The organism is Streptomyces sp. WI03-4A (assembly GCF_033792105.1).
Lineage (GTDB): Bacteria > Actinomycetota > Actinomycetes > Streptomycetales > Streptomycetaceae > Streptomyces > Streptomyces collinus_A.
On sequence record NZ_JARAUO010000021.1, the window covers coordinates 105,963 to 122,631 of the forward strand.

Below are 16,669 nucleotides of genomic sequence, written 5' to 3' on the forward strand. Positions count from 1 at the left end.
TGCACCAGGAGGCACCCCGCGATGTCGGTCCCCCAGCTCAACGACGAGCAGCGCGGCGAGGAGATCCTCGCCGTCTTCGACACCGCCTTCGGCCGGCTCCTCGCCGCCGACCCGGCCGCGTTCCGGGTGAAGTTCCGGAAGATGGCCGCCTCGGCCTTCGCGTTCTACCGGGGGACGGCCGCGCTCTTCTACCACGACGTCGACGCCGAGAAGCGCGGCGGCCCCTACCTGGACGACCGCACCTCGCGCGTGTGGATCCACGGCGACCTGCACGCCGAGAACTTCGGCACCTACATGGACTCCAACGGGCGCCTGGTCTTCAACGTCAACGACTTCGACGAGGCCTACGTCGGCCCCTTCACCTGGGACCTGAAGCGCTTCTCGGCCTCCGTCGCGCTGATCGGCTACGCGAAGGCGCTCAGTGACGAGCAGATCACCGAGCTGGTGACGATCTACGCGGCCGCCTACCGTGAGCGGATCCACGCCCTCGCCACGGGCGCCAAGAGCGACGAGGTGCCGCCGTTCACCCTGGACACGGCCGACGGCCCGCTCCTGGGCGCGCTGCGGGCCGCCCGCTCGCTGACCCGCTTCGAGCTGCTGGAGTCGATGACCGAGATCCGCGACTTCGAGCGCCGTTTCGCCCCGGGCGGCGGCTCCATCGAGCTGGACGCGGCGACCCGCTACAAGGTGCTGGCCGCCTTCGACGGCTACCTGGAGACGCTGCCGGACGCCTCGCTGGCGCGCCCCGACTCCTACCGGGTGAAGGACGTCGTGGGCCGCCGGGGCATCGGCATCGGGTCGGCCGGCCTGCCCTCGTACAACATCCTCCTGGAGGGCTCCAGCGACGCCCTGGAGAACGACGTCGTGATCTACATCAAGCAGGCCCAGACCCCGGCCGTCTCCCGGCACATCACGGACCCGGCGATCGCCGGGTACTTCCAGCACGAGGGGCACCGCACGGTGATCTCCCAGCGCGCGCTCCAGGCGCACGCCGACCCGTGGCTGGGGTGGACCGAGCTGGACGGCGCGGGCCAGCTGGTCGCCGAGGTCTCGCCGTACGCCGTCGACCTGGACTGGGGCGACATCGACGACCCGGAGGAGATCGCGGCCGTCGTCGCCGACCTGGGCCGGGCCACGGCCACGATGCACGCGGCGGCGGACGACACCTCCGGCGAGTCGCTGGTGCCGTTCTCCACCGAGCGGGCCATCGACGCGGCCCTCGCCGCCGACGAGGAGGGCTTCGGCCCCCTGCTGGTGGACTTCGCGCACCGCTACGGCGCACGCGCGCGTGCCGACCACCAGATCTTCGTCGACCTGTTCCGCAACGGCCGGATCCCGGGGCTGTAACCCGCGCCTCTTCACAGGCACTCTTTAGGGGTCTCCTACCCGCGCACGTGACAGACTCTTCTCTCGCTATGGACATATCCGGGACCCACCTCAGAGCCGTGCGCGCGGCGCTGTTCACGGCCGTGGTCGTGACGCTCAGCACCGCGTCGCACGTCCTGCTGTCCAGGGCCCCGTTGCCGGTGGCGACCGTGACGGCGGTCGCCGCCGGGGTGTTCCTGACCGCGTACGCGCTGGCGGGCCGCGAGCGCGGCTTCGGCCGCATCGCGGCGCTGCTGGTCCCGCTGGAGCTGGCCGCCGACACCGTGTTCACCACCGGCCAGCACGCCTGCTACGGCCGGGCGGGCGGACCGGTCGCCGGACCGTTGCGCGCCTTCGGCTTCGACGTGCTGTGCCAGGGCGGTGCCGTCGGTGGCCCGCTGGCCCAGGTCACGGGCGGCCACGGCAACCCGGACGGACTGCTCGCACACGCCGACCCGGCCGCCGCCTGGCTGCTGCTCGCCGCACACGTGGGCGTGGGCCTGCTGGCCGCCGCCTGGCTGCGCCGGGGCGAGCGCGCCCTGGTGCAGCTGCTGCGCGCGGTCACCGCCACCACCTTCCGGCCGCTGTCGCTCGCGGTGGCGGCCGCCCGGTCCGTGCGGCTCTCGCCGGTCCGCCGACTGCCGAACCCCTCGCCCCGGCCGGCGTCCGTTCTCGACCGGCTCCTCGTGCACTCCCTGGGACGGCGTGGACCGCCGTGCTCCTCGGCTCTCGGCTGAGCACGACCAGTCCCCCGCACGTATCCCGCGTACGGCATGTGCGCGTCCCATATGGAGATCACCACCATGAGCAAGCGGAACACCCAGTCGGCGAAGACGGCGGCCCGGGAGCGGCTGCGCCAGGAGCGCGAGCGGCAGGCCAAGCGCGACAAGGCCAGGCGGCAGCTGATCGTGGCCGGTTCGGTCGTGGCCGTGCTGGCCGCGGCCGGCGGCATCGGCTACGCCGTCGTGCAGATGAACAAGCCCAGCGGCTGGGACGCGGTGAAGAAGGAGAAGCTGGTCAAGCCGGCCAACAGCACGGGGGCGGACGGTACGACCGTCGTCATCGGAAAGAGCACCGCCAAGAAGACCCTCGTGATGTACGAGGACCCGCGCTGCCCGGTCTGCGCCCAGTTCGAGCAGACGGTCGGCTCGACGGTCAAGAAGGATCTCGACGCCGGCAAGTTCAGGATCCAGTACGTCGGCGCCACGTTCATCGACAACAACATCCCGGGCGAGGGATCCAAGAACGCGCTGAGCGCACTGGGCGCGGCCCTGAACGTCGGCCCCGAGGCCTTCCTCGAGTACAAGAGCGCTCTGTACTCGGCGAAATACCACCCGGACGAGCAGGACGACAAGTTCAAGAGCGACGACTACCTGATCAAGGTGGCGAACACGGTGAGCGCTCTCAGGAACAACACGGCGTTCCAGAATGCCGTGAAGAAGGGGACCTACGACAAGTGGGCCCTCGTGATGAGCAGCAAGTTCAACACGGATGGAAAGAAGTACGGTTTCCAGGGGACCCCGACGCTGCTCATGGACGACAAGATAGTCACCGGCAGCGACGGCAAGAACCCGCCCATGTCGGTCGCCGAGTTCGACACCGCGATACAGAAGGCTCTCAACTCCTAGTTCCGCAGCCCGCAAAAGGGTGGAGGTGCCCCGGGCCGGCTTCAGGCCCGGGGCTCTGCGGAACCTCGCTCCCGCCGGGGAACATTTCGGCCAGATTTTTTCCAGAAACCCTGTGGTCAGCCGCCGTCTACAGCCGGTTGGATCAAGGTTCGCAAGATGACCTTGGTAGGAGAACGGGGATGCACATGGGTTTCCACAAGAAGCTGGCGGGGGCACTGGGGGCGGCCGCACTGGCCCTGAGCGGCGTCGCGGTGAACGTGGCGACCGCGGGCACGGCGGCCGCCGCAGCCTGCGATCACGTGTCGGCGAGCAACATATCCGACGGGGTTGTCGTGGTCGTGGGCGGCGCGAAGGCGTACAAGGAGCCCGCCTCGGAGTGCACGGCGGTGATGAGCATGGCGCCGGGCCACAACCTGAACGCCTGGTGCTTCACCGTCAACAGCTACGGCAACCAGTGGGTCCGCGTGAACGAGGGATGGATCTACAGCGGACACCTGGCGCTCAAGTCGGGCACGGTGAAGCACTGCTGACCGGCGTCCGCATCGGCTGACACCCGGCCGGCTCCGCGCTTGCCCAAAACGCCTACTCGGAATTCCTTCAAGGGAACCGAGGGGCGTTTTGTCGTGATACAGGCGGCATCGAACGGCGAATGCACCCTGCGCAAGCTCGATGTCGACCTGAACTCTTCAGGAACCCGAACCAAACATAGGGAACATTTGGGGGTTCGCTCGCGCGCATGACGTACCGATCAGTAATCTGATGCGCCGTGACCAGTCGATACAGATCATCTGAGGCCCACCAGGCCCTCAACTCCCTTTCTCCCCGCCGCCGTACGGTCGTCAAGGCCGCGGCGGCGACGGCTGTGCTGGCCGGCCCGCTCGCCGCCACCCTCCCGGCGCGCGCGGCCGACCAGGCCCCCGCCTTCCTGCACGGCGTCGCGTCCGGCGACCCGCTGCCCGACGGTGTCCTGCTGTGGACCCGGGTGACCCCCGTCCCCGAGGCCCTGCCCGGCTCCGGCGTCGGCCCGGACACCGAGGTGAGCTGGACCGTCGCCCGGGACAAGGCGTTCACCAGCATCGTCGCCAAGGGCTCCACGACGGCGACGGCCGCCTCCGACCACACCGTCAAGGCGGACATCCGCGGCCTGGCACCGGCCACGGACTACTGGTTCCGGTTCTCGGCCGGCGGCACCGACTCCCCGGCGGCGCGCACCCGCACCGCGCCGGCGGCGGACGCCGCCGTCGCCGGTCTGCGCTTCGGCGTGGTCTCCTGCGCCAACTGGGAGGCGGGCTACTTCTCCGCCTACCGCCACCTCGCGGCCCGCAACGACCTGGACGCGTGGCTGCACCTGGGCGACTACATCTACGAGTACAAGTCGGGCGAGTACGCGGCCCGCGGCACCGTGGTCCGTCCGCACGCCCCCGCGAACGAGATCCTCACCCTCGCCGACTACCGGATCCGGCACGCGAAGTACAAGACCGACCCCGACCTCCAGGCACTGCACCTGAAGGCGCCGGTCATCGCGATATGGGACGACCACGAGTTCGCCGACAACTCCTGGTCGGGCGGCGCGGTCAACCACACCGAGGGCGCCGAGGGCACCTGGACGGCCCGGCAGGCCGCCGCCAAGCAGGCCTACTTCGAGTGGATGCCGGTCCGTCCCGCCATCGCCGGCACCACCTACCGCCGGCTGCGCTTCGGCAAGCTCGCCGACCTCTCCCTGCTGGACCTGCGCTCCTTCCGCTCCCAGCAGGCGTCGACGGCCAGCGGCTCGGTGGACGACCCGAACCGCACGATCACCGGCCGCGCCCAGCTCGACTGGCTGAAGGCGAACCTGTCCGCCTCCGACACCAAGTGGCGGCTGGTCGGCAACTCGGTGATGATCTCGCCGTTCTCCTTCGGCTCGCTCTCCGCCGACCTGTTCAAGCCGCTCGCCAAGCTGCTCGGGCTGCCGCAGGAGGGCATCGCCGCCAACACCGACCAGTGGGACGGCTACACCGACGACCGCCGCGAACTGCTCGGCCACCTGCGCTCCAACGCCATCGGCAACACCGTCTTCCTGACCGGTGACATCCACATGGCGTGGGCCAACGACGTGCCGGTGGACGCGGGCACCTACCCGCTGTCGGCCTCGGCGGCCACCGAGTTCGTGGTCACCTCGGTGACCTCCGACAACCTCGACGACATCGTGAAGGTCCCCGAGGGCACCGTCTCGGCGATCGCCGCGCCGGTCATCAAGGCCGCCAACCGGCACGTCCACTGGGTGGACACCGACCGCCACGGCTACGGCGTCCTGGACATCACCGCGGACCGCACGCAGATGGACTACTACGTCCTGTCCGACCGCACGAACGCGAACGCCACCTCCGCCTGGGTCCGCTCCTACCGCACCCGCAGCGGCACGCAGAAGATCGAGCGCACCTACGACCCGGTGTGACCGCCCTCCGGAGGCCCGTGACCGCCTTCTAGAAGCTCACTTCCAGAGGCTGTCGAGGAAGCCGAGCGCCACCCGCCAGGTGGCCTCGGCGGCCTCCTCGTCGTAGTCCGGCAGCGCGGGGTCGGTGTACAGGTGGCCGGCCCCGGCGTACCGGTAGACCTCGACGTCCGCGCCCGCCCGGCCCATCTGCAGGTACCAGGCGCTCAGCCAGTCGTCCGTCTCGAACGGGTCGGGCTCCGCCACGTGCAGCTGCACCGGCAACTCGTCCACCTGCGCGTTCGGCGCGATGTCCGAGGTGCCGTGCAGGAGCAGCAGGCCACGAGCCCGCTCGTCGCCGAGCGCGAGCGTCTGGGCGACGGAGGCGCCGAGCGAGAACCCCGCGTACACCAGTCCGCGCTCGGAGTAGGGAGCGGCCGCCAGCACGGCCCGCTTCAGCAGCTCGTCCTTGCCGATCCCCTGCTCGAACTCCATGCCCTGCTCGACCGTGTCGAACGTGCGCCCCTCGAAGAGGTCCGGCGTCCACACCTCGTGGCCGGCCGCGCGCAGCCGGTCCGCGGCCTCGCGCACCGCGGGCCCGAGCCCGTACGTCGAGTGAAAGAGCATGATGTTCATGAGGCCATGGTGCCAGCCCGGTACGACCGGGCCGAACCGCGGCCGTACCCATCCGCGGCCGGAACTCACATGTTCATGAACCGCCGACTCCGGTTAGGTGCGCAGGATGGAGAACGTACTCCGTCCGTTGATCGTGCTCGGCAGCACGGTACTGCTCACCCTGGCCATCGGGTGGGCCACCGACCGGCTGCTGCGCAAGGCAGACGAACGAAATTCCGAGACACCGCTGTGGGGGCTGCTTCGGCGCGGCCGCATCCCCTACCAGCTCGTCCTGTGCGCCGCCATGCTCAGAGGCTCGTACGACCAGGCGAAACTCCTGGAGCACCACCAGGTCGGCATCGGCCAGGCGCTGACCCTGGTGCTGATCGGATCCGCCGCGTGGCTGGTGATCCGGATCGCCTCGGCGATCGTCGAGAGTTCCTACTCCCGCTACGCGCGTGTCCACCGGGACGCCGCCCGGGTGCGCCGGGTGCGCACCCAGGTGGAACTGATCATGCGGGTGGTCTCCGCGATCGTCATCGTGGTGGCCAGCGCCTCGATGCTGCTCACCTTCCCGGCGATGCGCGCCGCCGGTGCCTCGCTGCTGGCCTCCGCCGGACTCCTCGGCATCGTCGCCGGTGTCGCCGCCCAGTCGACCCTGTCCAACATGTTCGCCGGGCTCCAGATCGCCTTCGGCGACATGGTGCGCATCGGCGACACGGTCGTGGTGGACGGCGAGTGGGGCACGGTGGAGGAGATCACCCTGACCTTCCTGACGGTGCGGACCTGGGACGAGCGGCGGATCACCATGCCGGTCTCCTACTTCACCTCCAACCCCTTCGAGAACTGGTCGCGCGGCACCCCGCAGATGACGGGCATCGTCTACTGGCACCTCGACCACAGCGCGCCGATCGAGGCGATGCGCGAGAAGCTGCGCGACATCCTGCGCCAGTGCACGGCGTGGGACGGCCGCGCCTACAGCCTCCAGGTGACGGACACGACCCCGAACACCATCCAGGTGCGCGCCCTGGTCACCGCCAAGGACGCGGACGACATCTGGACCGTCCGGGTCACCGTCCGCGAGCAGATGATCGGCTGGCTGTCCACGGAGCACCCCTACGCCCTGCCGCGGGTGAACACCTCCGAGGGGGTGCTCCCGCCGAGCCGCGTCCCGTCGCCCGACGGCGCGACCCTGCGCAGGGCCTACGAGTTCCCGCGCACCGGCCGCGGCTGAACGGCCCCGCCCTCAGCGGTCCCGCCCGGCACCGGGCGGGACCGGCCGGTGCGGGAGGCGGCCACGTCCGACGGGCCCGCCGGGTCAGCGCAGGCTGCGTACGTCCAGATGGCGCAGCACCCGGTCCACGATCTCCGGGTCGGCCCCCGGCTCGCTGCGCGCCGCCAGCACCTCGTGCCGGGCGGCGCTGAGCATCTCGCCCTGGATCCGCCGCACCCGGCGCAGCCGCCGCGCCCGCTGCTGGTGCGCCTCCCGGCGCTCCTCCTCGCCCATGTCCGGGCTGATCCGGATGCCGATGTCGAAGGCCCGCCGCAGCATCTGCTCGGACAGTTCCTCCGGCAGGTCCTCCACCTGCTCGATCTCCCGCAGCCTGCTCTTGGCCGCCTTCGCCGCCCGCCGGGCCAGTTCCTTCTCGAACTCCTTCTCCCGCTCGGAGTCGGCCCGCACCCCGAGCCGCTTCACCAGCCACGGCAGGGTCAGCCCCTGGAGCACCAGGGTGACGATGATCACTCCGAAGGCGATGAAGACGATCTCGTCGCGGTCGGGGAACGGCTTCCCCGCGCCGGTCTCCAGCGGGATGGCCAGCGCCAGCGCCACCGACGCCACCCCGCGCATCCCGGACCACCACATCACCACGGTCTCCCGCCAGCTCACCGGGATCTCCTCGTCGTAGTCCCGCCGGGCGTGCAGCCGCTGAGTCAGCCAGGTCGCGGGCAGCAGCCACAGCAGCCGGACGAGGACGACGACGCCCGCGGTCGCGGCGGCCCAGCCGAGCATCTCGCCCCAGCGCCCGGACGCCGTCCTGATCGCGTTGTGCAGTTCGAGGCCGATCAGCCCGAACGCGACGCCGGTGACGAGCGTGTCGATGATGTCCCAGAAGGTGTGGCCGGCGAGCCGGGTCATCACGTCGTCGGCGTCGGTGGCGTACTCGGAGAGGAAGAGGGCCGTGGTGAGCACGGCCAGCACGCCGGACCCGTGCAGTTCCTCCGCGAGCACGTAGGAGGCGTAGGGCACCAGCAGGGTCATGCCGATCTGCAGGGTGGGGTCGCCGAGCAGGTCCATCAGCCGGTTCGCGCCCCAGCCGAGCACCAGCCCGACCGCCACCGCGACCACGGCGGACAGCACCAGGTCGAGCCCGGCGCGCCAGGCCGAGAACTCCCCGCTCACCACGGCGGCGATCGCCACGTGGTAGAGCACGATGGCGGTGACGTCGTTGAAGAGGCCCTCGCCCTCCAGGATCGACACCAGCCGGCGCGGCAGCCCGAGCTGCCCGGCGACCGCGGTGGCGGCGACCGGGTCGGGCGGGGCGATCAGCGCGCCCAGCGCCAGCGCGGCGGCGATCGGCAGCCCCGGCACGATCGTGTGGGCGACGGCCGCCACGCACAGCATCGTCACGAACACCAGGGCCACGGCCAGCAGGAAGATGGGCCGTCTGTTGGCGGCGAACTGCCGCCACGAGGTCCGGCGTACGGCGGCGTAGAGCAGAGGCGGCAGCAGGGCGGGCAGGATCAGCCCGGGCGGGATGTCGACGTTGGGGACGAAGTCGGCCACCGCAAGCGCCCCGCCGAGCAGCGTCATCAGCACCGGCGCGGGCAGCCCGAGCCGGTCCCCGATCGGGACGCTGACCAGGGCCCCCAGCAGCAGCACGAACAACAGGGCCAACTGATCCACGGCCAGCGCTCCGGGGGTCGACGATCACACGGCAGGCCACCAGCCTGCCACGGCGCCCGCCCGCCGGCCGTTCCGGGGGCCTCGGCTAGAGCACGCGCCGCATCGACCGGTGCGGGATCCCGGCGTCCAGGAACTCCGGGCCGTACGCCTCGTAGCCCAGGCGCTCGTAGAAGCCCAGGGCGTGGCTCTGCGCGTGCAGGTCCACCGCGGACAGGCCGTGCGCGCGGGCCGCCTCCTCGATGGCCCGCACCAGGGCCACGCCGATGCCCAGCCCGCGGGCCGCGCCGGCGACGGCGAGCCGCCCCAGCGATCCCACCGACGCGTCCCCGCCGGTCTTGGCGGCGGCCGCCTCGCCGAACAGCAGGCGCCCGGTGCCGAGCGGCTCGCCGTCCTCGCGGACCGCGAGGACATGGACGGCGACGGCGTCGTACGCGTCGTACTCGATGTCCTGCGGGACGCCCTGTTCGGCGACGAAGACCTCCTTGCGGATCGCGAAGCATGCCTCGCGGTCGGCGGGGTCCTCGGCGATCCGGACGGTGACGGGCGTGCTCACGCGTAGGTCTCCTCGCGTACCTGGTCGAGGGCCTTGCTCAGGTCCTCCGGGTAGTCGCTCTCGAACTCGGCCCACTGCCCGTCGCCCGGGTGCTCGAAGCCGAGCCGGACCGCGTGCAGCCACTGGCGGGACAGGCGCAGCCGCTTGGCGAGGGTCGGGTCGGCGCCGTAGGTCAGGTCGCCCACGCAGGGGTGGCGGTGGGCGGACATGTGGACGCGGATCTGGTGGGTGCGGCCGGTCTCCAGCTTCACGTCGAGCAGGGAGGCGGCGCGGAAGGCCTCGATGAGGTCGTAGTGGGTCACCGAGGGCTTGCCGTCGGCCGTGACCGCCCACTTGTAGTCGTGGTTGGGGTGCCGGCCGATCGGGGCGTCGATCGTGCCGCTCGTCGGGTCCGGGTGGCCCTGGACGAGGGTGTGGTAGCGCTTGTCGACCGTGCGCTCCTTGAACTGGCGCTTGAGCGAGGTGTACGCCCGCTCCGACTTGGCGACCACCATCAGGCCGGAGGTGCCGACGTCCAGGCGGTGCACGATGCCCTGGCGCTCGGCGGCACCCGAGGTGGAGATCCGGTACCCGGCGGCGGCGAGGCCGCCGATGACGGTCGTGCCGCTCCAGCCCGGCGAGGGGTGGGCGGCCACGCCGACCGGCTTGACGATCACGACCACGTCATCGTCGTCGTGCACGATCTCCATGCCCTCGACCGGCTCGGCGACCACCTGCACGGGCGCGGGCGCCTGCGGCATCTCGACTTCGAGCCAGGCGCCTCCGCGCACCCGCTCCGACTTGCCGACCACCGCCCCGTCGACCTGGACCTTGCCGGCCGCGGCCAGCTCCGCCGCCTTGGTGCGGGAGAAGCCGAACATGCGGGAGATGGCGGCGTCGACGCGCTCGCCCTCCAGGCCGTCGGGCACGGGCAGGGTACGGATCTCGGGAATCGTGCTCACCCGTCGAGTATGCCGGACGGCCGCGGCGGCCCCGCACGAGCCTGTGGACAACCGGTACGACCCGGGGCTCAGTCCTTGTGGACGGTGCCGTCCGGGTCCAGGCCGCGGAAGGACAGCAGGACGATCAGGATGCCGCCGCACACGATCGCCGAGTCGGCCAGGTTGAACACGGCGAAGCCCTTGGGCGCGATGAAGTCCACGACCTCGCCCTCGAAGACGCCGGGCGCCCGGAAGATGCGGTCGGTGAGGTTGCCGAGCGCGCCGCCGAGCAGCAGGCCGAGCGCGATCGCCCAGGGGAAGCTGTAGAGCTTGCGCGCCAGGCGGATGATCACCACGATCACGGCGGCCGCGATCAGGGTGAAGATCACCGTGAAGGCCGCGCCGAAGCCGAAGGCCGCGCCGGGGTTGCGGATGGCGTGCAGCTCCAGCAGGTCGCCGATCAGCCGGATCGGCTCGTGGTGCTCCAGCTTCGCGACCACGAGCAGCTTGCTGATCAGGTCGAGGGCGTAGGCGAACGCGGCCACCGCGAACAGCACGGCGATCCTGCGCCCGCGCCCGGTCCGCCGCTGTGCCGGCGTCGCCGGCTCGCCCGCGCCGGACGGTCCGGACGCGTCCGGACCGGCGGGCGTCCCGGCCGCCGCCGCCCGCTCGCCGCCGCCGTCCGGGGTGTCCGGCGTACCGATGATGCGCTCCGCCTCTGCCACGTGAGTCCCTCAACCTAGGTGCCTGACTGAGACGAGACTACGGCACGGTCAGGCGGACCCCGGTGCTCAGGAGCGGCGTTCCTGTTTCTGCTTGCACTCGACGCAGAGTGTGGCCCTGGGGAAGGCCTGCATGCGGGCCTTGCCGATCGGGTTGCCGCAGTTCTCGCACAGGCCGTAGGTGCCCGCGTCGAGCCGCTCCAGGGCGTGCTCGTTCTGCGTCAGCATCTCGCGCGCGTTGGCGGCCAGCGCCATCTCGTGCTCGCGCGTGATGTTCTTGGTGCCGGTGTCGGCCTGGTCGTCGCCCGCGCCGTCACCGGAGTCCCGCATCAGGCCCACGAGGGACGCCTCGGAGGTGCTGATCTCGTTCCGCAGCCGCTCCACCTCGGACTGGAGCTCGGCCCGGGCCTCGGTGACCTCCTCCGGGGTCCAGGGGTCCTCGCCGGGACGCACCGCCAGCTCGCCGGGCTCCACCGCGGCGAGCCGTGCCTTGGGAACGGCGCCCTGCTCCGCCGTGGCCGTGCCCGGAGTCTTCTTCGCAACCACTGTCGTGGCTCCCGTCTGCTTCGCGGCCCGCGCCGCGCCCGCTTTCTTGGCCGTGCTCTTCCGGGCCGCCCCCGCGGAGGCTTCCCCGGCGCCCGCTTTCCCGGTGCCGTCCTTCTCGCCGCCCGCCTTCCCGGCGGCCGTCTCCTGTGCGGCCGTCCGCTTCGAGGCCGCCGTCCCGGAGGCCGCCCTGCCCGCCACGTCCTTCCCGGCGGCCTTCGCCTTTCCCCCGGCCGTCCTGGCCGCCGCCGTCTTCCGGGCGGCCGGCCTCGGAGCGGCCGAGGCACTCGTCCCCTCGGCGGCGACCGCCTCCCCGGTGGCCGCTCCCCCGATGGCCGCCTCCTTGGCGCCCGCCTTACCGGTGGCCGTCCCGGCGGTTGCAGCCTCCTTGGCGCCCGCCTTCTTCGCCGCCGCCCTCCCGGCCGCCGGCCTCACGCCCGTCGCCTTCTTCGCCGTCGCCTTCTTGGACGCCGTCTTTCCGGTGCCCGCCTTGCCGTCCGTCGCCTTCTCGGTCCCCGACTTCCCGGTGGCCGCCTTGCCGTCCGCCGCCTTCTCGGCCGCCGTCGTCCCGGTGGCCGTCTTGGCGTCCGCCGCCTTGTCGGCCGCCGTCTTCCCCGTGGCCGCCTCGCCGTCCGCCGTCCGCTCGGTTCCCGTCATTCCGGTGGCCGCCTTGCCGTGCGCCGTCCTCCCGGTGCCCGCCCTGCCGTGCGGCGCCTTCCCGGCCGTCGTCCTCTTCGATGCGGGCGTGGCCGCCGCCGGTTCCCCGGCCGCCGTGCGCTCGGTCGTCCTGTCCCTGGCGGACGCCTTCCCCGCTGCCTTCTCCGCCGTTCTCCCGCCCGTCCCCTTGCCGGTCGTCGTCCCGGTCTTCGCGGCCCCCTCGACCGCAGTCTTCTTCCCGGCCCCGGCAGTACTACCCCGCTTCCGCCCGCTTTCCTCCACCGCGGGTGCCCCACCCGGGGCGGTGCCCGGCCCACCGCCGGAGGACTTCCCTGCCGCCGCGGCGACAGCCGTCGCGTGCTTCGCGCGGCCCGCCGAGGCGTCGTCCGCGTGCGTGCCCTTCCCGTGGCCGGTCCGCTCGGGCCCGCCCGGGGACACGTCCGCTCCGGGGGCGTCCGCGCCCCGGGAGCGGCCGGTCGCCGGCTGCTGTACGGCGGTCTTCTTCGCCACCATGGCCGCGGCCCCTTCACATATTGTGATTTTGCACGCGAATCGTTCTGGGACGATAAATCGACTTGAGTCCCGCGGCAACGGGGCACACCGCCCGATTCGCCCGCCCGCACCCCCCGCGCAGCGGACCTGCATCCGTTGTGCCCCGCTCCCCGCCGGGTAATCCGGCAGGTCCGCCCGGCCCTGACGCCCGTCGCCGCGCCCGACGCCATCCGGGTCACCGGCCCCGCCCCGTTCGGGCGCCCGCGCGGGCCCGCGAAAAGCGGTCGGCCGCTGTCCGCGCGGCGCCGTACACTGGGCGGAGCGAAAAGCGTGGATGGGGACGAGTAGCGACGTACGCAGCCCAGAGCGACCCGGGGACGGTGTGAGCCCGGGGGCGAGCGCGACGTGAAGATCACCCCGGAGCCGCCGGAAGAAAGCCGTGGAGACCCCGCGGCGAGTAGAACCGGCTCGCGACCCCAATGAGGGGGCTCAGCGGCGCGTACGGCACGCCGAGGGGCCAAGGAGGGTGGTACCGCGGGAGCGCGCCGCACACGGCGTAGACGATTGAAGGCTCTCGTCCCTCCGACGGAAGGCAGCAAGTCCGTTGGAGGATGCTCGCAGATGACAGCGCCGACGTACCGCCAGGTGCCCGCCCAGGTCGACCTGCCCGCGCTTGAGCACGCGGTGCTCGACTTCTGGCGCGACCAGAAGATCTTCGCCAAGAGCCTGGAGCAGTCAGAGGGCCGCCCGGAGTGGGTGTTCTACGAAGGGCCGCCCACCGCCAACGGCATGCCCGGCGCCCACCACATCGAGGCACGCGTCTTCAAGGACGTCTTCCCCCGCTTCCGCACCATGCGCGGCTACCACGTGGGCCGCAAGGCCGGCTGGGACTGCCACGGCCTGCCCGTGGAGCTGGCGGTGGAGAAGGAGCTGGGCTTCTCCGGCAAGCAGGACATCGAGGCGTACGGCATCGCCGAGTTCAACGCCAAGTGCCGCGAGTCCGTGACCCGGCACACCGACGCCTTCGCCGAGCTGACCACCCGCATGGGTTACTGGGTCGACCTGGACGACGCCTACCGCACCATGGACCCCGAGTACGTGGAGTCGGTCTGGTGGTCGCTGAAGGAGATCTTCGGCAAGGGCCTGCTGGTCCAGGACCACCGCGTCGCCCCGTGGTGCCCGCGCTGCGGCACCGGCCTGTCCGACCACGAGCTGGCCCAGGGCTACGAGACGGTCGTGGACCCGTCCGTGTACGTCCGCTTCCCGCTCACCTCGGGCCCGCTCGCCGGTGAGGCCGCGCTCCTGGTGTGGACGACGACCCCGTGGACCCTGGTGTCCAACACGGCGGTCGCCGCGCACCCCGACGTCACCTACGTCGTCGCCACGAAGGGCTCGGAAAATCCCGAGAAGGTCGTCGTCGCCGAGCCGCTCGTCGCCAAGGCGCTCGGCGAGGGCTGGGAGACCACCGGGCAGACCTTCACCGGCGCCGAGATGGAGCGCTGGACCTACCAGCGCCCCTTCGAGCTGGTCGAGTTCCCGGCGCCCGCCCACTACGTGGTGAACGCCGACTACGTCACCACCGAGGACGGCACGGGTCTGGTCCACCAGTCCCCCGCCTTCGGTGAGGACGACCTCAAGGTCTGCCGCTCCTACGGCCTGCCCGTGGTGAACCCGGTCCGCCCCGACGGCACCTTCGAGGAGGACCTGCCGCTGGTCGGCGGCGTCTTCTTCAAGAAGGCCGACGAGCAGCTCACCGAGGACCTCAAGCAGCGCGGCCTGCTCTTCCGGCACCTGCCGTACGAGCACAGCTACCCGCACTGCTGGCGCTGCCACACCGCGCTGCTGTACTACGCGCAGCCCTCCTGGTACATCAGGACGACGGCGATCAAGGACCGCCTGATCCAGGAGAACGAGAAGACCAACTGGTTCCCTGACACGGTCAAGCACGGCCGTTACGGCGACTGGCTGAACAACAACATCGACTGGGCGCTCTCCCGCAACCGCTACTGGGGCACCCCGCTGCCGATCTGGCGCTGCGAGGACGACCACCTCACCTGCGTCGGCTCCCGCGCGGAGCTGACCGAGCTGACCGGCACCGACCAGTCGGGCCTCGACCCGCACCGCCCCTACATCGACGAGGTCACCTTCGCCTGCCGTCACGACGGCTGCGGAAAGACCGCCGTACGGGTGCCCGAGGTCATTGACGCCTGGTACGACTCGGGTTCGATGCCGTTCGCCCAGTGGGGTTACCCGTACAAGAACAAGGAGCTGTTCGAGAGCCGCTACCCGGCCCAGTTCATCTCCGAGGCGATCGACCAGACGCGCGGCTGGTTCTACACGCTGATGGCCGTAGGCACCCTGGTGTTCGACCGGTCGTCGTACGAGAACGTCGTCTGCCTCGGCCACATCCTCGCCGAGGACGGCCGCAAGATGTCCAAGCACCTGGGCAACATCCTGCAGCCGATCCCGCTGATGGACCAGCACGGCGCGGACGCGGTCCGCTGGTTCATGGCGGCCGGCGGCTCCCCCTGGGCGGCCCGCCGGGTCGGCCACGGGACCATCCAGGAGGTCGTCCGCAAGACCCTGCTGACGTACTGGAACACGGTGGCCTTCCAGGCCCTGTACGCCCGTACGTCGGACTGGGCGCCGTCCGCGGCGGACCCGGCCCCGGCCGAGCGCCCGCTGATCGACCGCTGGCTGCTGTCCGAGCTGCACGCGCTCACCGACCAGGTGACCCAGGCCCTGGAGGCGTACGACACCCAGCGCGCCGGCAAGCTGCTGTCCGCGTTCGTCGACGACCTGTCCAACTGGTACGTCCGCCGTTCGCGCCGCCGCTTCTGGCAGGGCGACAAGGCCGCGCTGCGCACGCTGCACGAGGTGCTGGAGACGGTCACCAAGCTCATGGCCCCGATCACCCCGTTCATCACCGAGCGGGTGTGGCAGGACCTGGTCGTGCCGGTGTCGCCCGGCGCCCCGGAGTCCGTGCACCTGGCCCCCTGGCCGGAGGCGGACCTCTCCGCCATCGACCCGGAGCTGTCGAAGCAGATGGTCCTGGTCCGCCGGCTGGTGGAGCTGGGCCGTGCCACGCGCGCGGAGTCGGGCGTCAAGACCCGCCAGCCGCTGTCCCGGGCGCTGATCGCCGCGACCGGTTTCGAGGCGCTGGACCGGGAGCTGCACGCCCAGATCACCGAGGAGCTGAACGTCTCCTCCCTGGCCTCGCTGTCCGAGGTCGGCGGCTCGCTCGTAGACACCACCGCCAAGGCCAACTTCCGTGCGCTGGGCAAGCGGTTCGGCAAGCGGGTGCAGGACGTGGCCAAGGCCGTCGCCGCCGCCGACGCCGCCGCGCTGTCGCTGGCGCTGCGCGAGGGCACGGCGTCGGTGGAGGTCGACGGCGAGACGGTCGCCCTCGCCCCCGACGAGGTGATCATCACGGAGACCCCGCGCGAGGGCTGGTCGGTGGCCTCCGACTCCGGTGCCACCGTGGCGCTCGACCTGGAGATCACCGAGGAGCTGCGGCAGGCGGGTCTGGCCCGTGACGCGATCCGGCTGATCCAGGAGGCCCGCAAGAACAGCGGCCTGGACGTCGCCGACCGGATCGCCCTGCGCTGGACGTCCACGGACCCGGCGGTCGTCGCGGCCCTGGCCGAGCACACCGGGCTGATCGCCGAGGAGGTCCTGGCGACCGACTTCGCCCAGGGCGAGGCGGACGCCTCCTTCGGTGAGCCGTTCACCGACGAGGGCCTGTCCCTCGTCTTCCGGCTGCGCAAGGCCTGAGCGGGACCACACCGAGGGCCCGGCCCCCCGGCAGGGGGGCCGGGCCCTTGGCATGTGTGCGGGGCCGTGTGTGCGGCGGGTG

The 16,669-nt window shown here is 71.6% G+C and carries 13 protein-coding genes; 7 read left to right on the plus strand and 6 right to left on the minus strand.

The window, feature by feature from the left end; all coding sequences use genetic code 11:
• The first annotated feature begins 21 nt into the window (after positions 1-21).
• The 5 genes from PV343_RS21880 to PV343_RS21900 all read left to right on the plus strand — a co-directional run bounded on the left by PV343_RS21880 (position 22) and on the right by PV343_RS21900 (position 5,430).
• Positions 22-1,347: a DUF2252 domain-containing protein gene (locus tag PV343_RS21880; protein ID WP_319148648.1), complete on the plus strand. Its 1,326-nt coding sequence runs from the start codon at positions 22-24 to the stop codon at positions 1,345-1,347.
• Between the two features lie 68 nt (positions 1,348-1,415).
• Positions 1,416-2,102, plus strand: a complete 687-nt coding sequence (locus PV343_RS21885) for a hypothetical protein (RefSeq protein ID WP_319148649.1) — start codon at positions 1,416-1,418, stop codon at positions 2,100-2,102.
• A 66-nt stretch (positions 2,103-2,168) separates the two neighbouring features.
• On the plus strand, positions 2,169-2,993 hold the full coding sequence (locus PV343_RS21890) for a thioredoxin domain-containing protein (RefSeq protein ID WP_319148650.1): 825 nt from the start codon (positions 2,169-2,171) through the stop codon (positions 2,991-2,993).
• Between the two features lie 179 nt (positions 2,994-3,172).
• Positions 3,173-3,523, plus strand: coding sequence for a hypothetical protein (locus PV343_RS21895; RefSeq protein ID WP_319148651.1), 351 nt, complete (start codon positions 3,173-3,175; stop codon positions 3,521-3,523).
• Between the two features lie 236 nt (positions 3,524-3,759).
• Entirely contained in the window at positions 3,760-5,430 is a 1,671-nt protein-coding gene (locus PV343_RS21900; RefSeq protein ID WP_319148652.1) for an alkaline phosphatase D family protein, read from the plus strand.
• Positions 5,431-5,466: 36 nt separating this feature from the next.
• Here PV343_RS21900 and PV343_RS21905 read toward each other — a convergent pair whose 3' ends face one another.
• Positions 5,467-6,042 carry a dienelactone hydrolase family protein gene (locus PV343_RS21905; protein WP_319148653.1) on the minus strand — a complete coding sequence of 192 codons (576 nt, stop codon included), beginning with the start codon at positions 6,040-6,042 and terminating at the stop codon, positions 5,467-5,469.
• 106 nt (positions 6,043-6,148) lie between these two features.
• Between PV343_RS21905 and PV343_RS21910 the strand changes: the two genes are divergently transcribed.
• Positions 6,149-7,255, plus strand: a complete 1,107-nt coding sequence (locus PV343_RS21910; RefSeq protein WP_319148654.1) for a mechanosensitive ion channel family protein — start codon at positions 6,149-6,151, stop codon at positions 7,253-7,255.
• An 84-nt stretch (positions 7,256-7,339) separates the two neighbouring features.
• On the opposite strand, the gene PV343_RS21915 is transcribed toward PV343_RS21910, so the two are convergent.
• From PV343_RS21915 to PV343_RS21935, 5 genes are all read right to left on the minus strand, one after another.
• Positions 7,340-8,926 (minus strand): Na+/H+ antiporter, encoded by a 1,587-nt coding sequence (locus tag PV343_RS21915; protein WP_319148655.1) that lies wholly within the window; start codon positions 8,924-8,926, stop codon positions 7,340-7,342.
• Between the two features lie 85 nt (positions 8,927-9,011).
• Complete coding sequence (locus PV343_RS21920) at positions 9,012-9,479, minus strand: GNAT family N-acetyltransferase (protein WP_319148656.1); 468 nt, start codon at positions 9,477-9,479, stop codon at positions 9,012-9,014.
• Positions 9,476-10,420, minus strand: coding sequence for an RluA family pseudouridine synthase (locus PV343_RS21925; protein WP_319148657.1), 945 nt, complete (start codon positions 10,418-10,420; stop codon positions 9,476-9,478). Before PV343_RS21925 ends, PV343_RS21920 begins: the two co-directional genes overlap by 4 nt.
• A gap of 68 nt (positions 10,421-10,488) precedes the next feature.
• Positions 10,489-11,124: a signal peptidase II gene (gene lspA, locus PV343_RS21930; RefSeq protein WP_319148658.1), complete on the minus strand. Its 636-nt coding sequence runs from the start codon at positions 11,122-11,124 to the stop codon at positions 10,489-10,491.
• A 66-nt stretch (positions 11,125-11,190) separates the two neighbouring features.
• A complete protein-coding gene (locus PV343_RS21935; protein WP_319148659.1) occupies positions 11,191-12,834 on the minus strand; it encodes a TraR/DksA family transcriptional regulator in 1,644 nt (547 codons plus the stop codon).
• 600 nt (positions 12,835-13,434) lie between these two features.
• On the opposite strand from PV343_RS21935, the gene ileS reads away from it, so the two are divergent.
• Positions 13,435-16,587, plus strand: coding sequence for an isoleucine--tRNA ligase (ileS, locus tag PV343_RS21940; RefSeq protein WP_319148660.1), 3,153 nt, complete (start codon positions 13,435-13,437; stop codon positions 16,585-16,587).
• Positions 16,588-16,669: the final 82 nt, after the last annotated feature.